Source organism: Pseudonocardia sp. (assembly GCF_035305885.1).
Lineage (GTDB): Bacteria > Actinomycetota > Actinomycetes > Mycobacteriales > Pseudonocardiaceae > Pseudonocardia.
Map to the genome: position 1 here is coordinate 1 of NZ_DATGOP010000142.1, position 3,951 is coordinate 3,951.

Here is a 3,951-nt window from a genome sequence, read left to right on the forward strand (position 1 = left end):
ACGGCCACCGGGCAGTGCGCGTGGTGCAGCACCGCGTGGCTCACCGACCCCAGCACCAGCCCGGTGAAGCCGCCCCGCCCGCGCGAGCCGACCACGACCAGCTGGGCACCCCGCGACTGCTCCACCAGCACGTGCGCGGGCCGCTCCCGCGTCACCACGCGCCGCACCGGCACGTCGGGGAACTTCTCCGCCCACCCCGCCAGCCGTTCGGCGAGCAGCGCGCGTTCCTCCACCTCGACGGCGTCCCAGTCCAGCAAGGTCGCCACGTCGAGGTCGCCGACCACCTCGCGCCAGGCGTGCACGGCCTCCAGCGCCACCCCGCGCACGGCCGCGGCCTCGTACGCGAAGGCGAGCGCGGGTTCGCTGAGCGGCGACCCGTCCACCCCCACGACGATCGGCGCGCCGGGCTCCGGGTCCGGCACGCCGCGCACGACGACCAGCGGGCACCGCGCGTGCGCGCCCAGCCCCGCCGCGACCGAGCCCAAGAGCAGCCCCGACACGCCCCCGAGGCCGCGGTCGGCGATCACCACCAGCTGCGCCCGCTCGGACTCGGCGGCGAGCACGGGGGTCGGGAACCCGTCGACGAGCCGTTGCTCCACCTCGACCCCCTCGACCGCCCGCTCGGCGACGGCGGCGGCGTCGGCGAGGTGGCGGCGCGCCTGGCCCCGCACGACGTCCCGGTAGCTCTCGCCGAGGTCGATCTCGCCGATCGGGTGGTGGCGCGGCCACTCGAACGCGAGCACGACGCGCAGCGGGAGGTGGCGCCGGGCCGCCTCCGCCGCGGCCCAGCGCACCGCGCGCAGGGCGCGCTCCGACCCGTCGACCCCCACCACCACGCAGCTCTGCGCATCCACGTCGACGACGCTCCCCTCCGCCGCGGCGGCGGGGCAGGTGCACCCGGCTCTGCGCGTCGGGCCGTTCGGCCCGTGCCCGGCACGGCCGGGCCGGAGGACCGTGGTCGGCCCGGCCGGGCGACCCGACGATGGGGGGATGAGCGCACGCCCGTGGTCGGGTCTCGGCACGGGGCTGCGGCCGGGGCTCGCGGCCGTGCGGCGCGGCGAGCACCGAGCGGTGCGGGCCGACGTCGTCGCGGGCGTCACCGTCGCCGCCTACCTGGTGCCCCAGGTCCTCGCGTACGCGGAGCTCGCGGGGCTCGCCCCGGTGGCCGGGCTGTGGGCGGCCGTCGCCGCGCTCGCCGTGTACGCCGTCCTCGGCTCGTCCCACCAGCTGTCGGTCGGCCCCGAGGCCACGACCGCGCTGATGACGGCCATCACGATCGCCCCGCTCGCCGCGGGCGACCCACAGCGCTACGCCGCCTTCGCGGCGGCGCTCGCCCTGCTGGTCGGCGGCATCTGCCTGGTCGGGCGGGTGGCCCGGCTCGGCGCGCTCGCCGACCTGCTCTCGCGGCCCGTGCTGGTCGGCTACCTCGCCGGGATCGCCCTGATCATGATCTCCGGTCAGCTGCAGAACGTGACCGGCGTCCCCACCCACGGCACCACGTTCCTGGCCCAGCTGGTCTCCTTCGCGGGCGGCGTCCACGCCGTGCACCCGCCGACGCTCGTGCTCGCGGCCGCCGTCCTCGCCTTCCTCCTCGCGGTCGGGTCGCTGCTCCCCCGGCTCCCGGTCCCGCTGCTCGCGGTCCTACTGGCCGCGGCCGCCACCGCGCTGCTGTCGCTCGACCGGATCGGGGTGCAGGTCGTCGGCGCGGTCCCGAGCGGGCTCCCCGTCCCCGCAGGCCCCGCGATCGGCCCGGCGGACCTGGCGAACCTGCTGCTCCCGGCGATCGGCGTCACGATCGTGGCCTTCTCCGACAACGTCCTCACCGGCCGGGCGTTCGCGGCGAAGCGCGGCTACCCGATCGACGCGAGCCAGGAGATGGTCGCGCTCGGGGCGGCGAACGTGGCGGCCGGCCTGGTCCAGGGCTTCCCGGTCAGCAGCAGCGGCAGCCGTACGGCGATCGGTGACTCGCTGGGCGCGCGCAGCCAGGTGAGTTCGCTCGTCACCGTGCTCGCGGTGCTGCTCGTGCTCGTCGTGGGCGGACCGGTGCTGGCCACGTTCCCCACGGCCGCCCTGGGCGCCCTCGTCGTGTACGCGGCGCTGCGGCTGATCGACCTCGCCGAGTTCCGCCGCTTCGCCCGGTTCCGCCGCTCCGAGCTGGCCCTCGCCCTCGCCAGCACCGTCGCGGTGCTGGTCGTCGGCGTCCTCTACGGGGTCCTCGCGGCCGTGGGCCTGTCGATCCTCGACCTGCTGCGCAAGGTCTCCCGCCCGCACGACGGCATCCTCGGCTTCGTCCCCGGCCTCGCCGGGATGCACGACGTCGACGACTACCCGAACGCCGAGACCGTGCCGGGGCTCGTCGTGTACCGCTACGACGCCCCGCTGTGCTTCGCCAACGCGGAGGACTTCCGGCGCCGCGCCCTGGCCGCCGTCGACGCCGCCGACCCGCCCGCGGAGTGGCTGCTGCTCAACACCGAGGCGATCATCGAGCTCGACGTCACCGCGGCCGACGCGCTCCACGCGCTCTGCGACGACCTCGACCGCCGCGGCGTCGTGCCCACGCTGGCCAGGGTCAAGCAGGACCTGCTCGTCTACCTCGACGGGAGCGGGCTGCGCGCGAGGATCGGCGACGAGCGGATCTTCCCGACGCTCCCCACCGCCGTCGCCGCGTTCCGCCGGTCGCGCGCGTCCGCCCCGCCGGAGCCGAGCTGATCGACGGGCTCCGGGAGGTCGGGCAGGGCGGCGATGCGGACCCCGATCACGCCGCGCACCGACCCGGCGAGCATCGCGGCGATGTGCCGCAGCGTCTCGTCGCCGAACGCGTCGGCGAGGGTGACGACGCCGTCGTGCACCTCGACGTGACAGCGGTCCGGCAACGGGTAGCGCGACAGCCGGTCGCGCACGTCGCGGGCGATCTGCTCGTCGGTGCGCGCGATCGCGGCCAGGACGTCGCCGCGGGTGACGATCCCGACGAGCTCGCGGCCGCGCGCGCCGCCCGCGACCACCGGCACCGAGCGGACCCGGCGGGCGCGCATGGCCTCGACGAGGTCGGCGACGTCGGTCGCCAGGACGGCGACGAGCACGTCCCCCGCCATCACGTCCGCCACCGTCCGGGCGACGACGTCCATCGCGAGCTCGGCGGCCAACACCGGCGACCGCACGTCGTGGCGCACCCGCCCGTCCAGGAGGTCGATCTCGGTGACGATGCCGACGAGCTGCCCGTCCTGCACGACGGGGAGGGCGGTGAACCCGTGCTCGGCCAGCGCCCGGGCCGCGGCGGCGATCGACACGTCCGGCGCGACCGACACCGCGGGGCTGCTCATCACGGTCCGAACCAGCATGTGGGGGTCCTTCCTCACGCGGTGCCGACGGCGGCGGTGGCGGCGCGGGCGACGGCCGCGCCCCAGGCCCGGGCCCGGTCGAGCTCGCCCTCGCGCAGCGGGCCCCGCGTCCCGGTGACGCGGAACGTCTCGGGGCGGACCACGAGCCGGTACCCGAGCCGGCGCAGCCTGCGAGCCGCACCGGCGGCCGCGGAGCCGGGCAGGCGCGGGCGGTCCACGCGCGTGTCGAACGCGGCCGCCTGCGCGCGCCCGGGGGCCTCCGGGAGGGCGGCGAGCCACTCCCGCAACCCGGTCTCGGCGGGCTCCGCGCCATCGCCCGCCTGCTCGGCCGCGGACCGCCGGGTGGACATCCGGGTCATGGCGAACGCGTGGGTCGGACCGCCCACGACGAGGAGGTCGACGCCGTCGAGGTCCTCCACGGGCTCGGTCACGTCGGCGATGCGCACCTCCCCCGTGGCACCCAGCTCGTCGGCCAGTCCCCCGGCCACCTCCTCGGCGACCCGCCGGGTGTTGCCGAACACCGACTCCGCCACGACGAGCACGCGCATCCTCGCTCCTCCGGTCCCTCGCGTCGTCCACCGAGCCTGCTCGCGGATCCGCTCCGGCGGCAGGG

General features: G+C 77.0%; 3 protein-coding genes and 1 pseudogene. 1 reads left to right on the top strand and 3 read right to left on the bottom strand.

All coding sequences use genetic code 11. The features are described from left to right. Nucleotides 1–854 (bottom strand): universal stress protein (locus tag VKZ81_RS32145; protein ID WP_324245517.1); only part of this gene is annotated, 854 nt, incomplete at its 3' end. Between the two features lie 136 nt (nt 855–990). Here VKZ81_RS32145 and sulP point away from each other — a divergent pair. Then, the gene (sulP, locus tag VKZ81_RS32150) at nt 991–2,709 is read left to right on the top strand and encodes a sulfate permease (protein ID WP_324245518.1); all 1,719 of its coding nucleotides are present in this window, start codon (nt 991–993) and stop codon (nt 2,707–2,709) included. A 230-nt stretch (nt 2,710–2,939) separates the two neighbouring features. On the opposite strand, the pseudogene VKZ81_RS32155 reads toward sulP, so the two are convergent. Together VKZ81_RS32155 and VKZ81_RS32160 are read right to left on the bottom strand one after the other, a co-directional pair. Then, nucleotides 2,940–3,338 (bottom strand): annotated as a pseudogene (locus VKZ81_RS32155) (CBS domain-containing protein); the annotation flags it as partial. A gap of 14 nt (nt 3,339–3,352) precedes the next feature. Then, on the bottom strand, nt 3,353–3,886 hold the full coding sequence (locus VKZ81_RS32160; protein ID WP_324245519.1) for a flavodoxin family protein: 534 nt from the start codon (nt 3,884–3,886) through the stop codon (nt 3,353–3,355). Between the last annotated feature and the right edge of the window lie 65 nt (nt 3,887–3,951).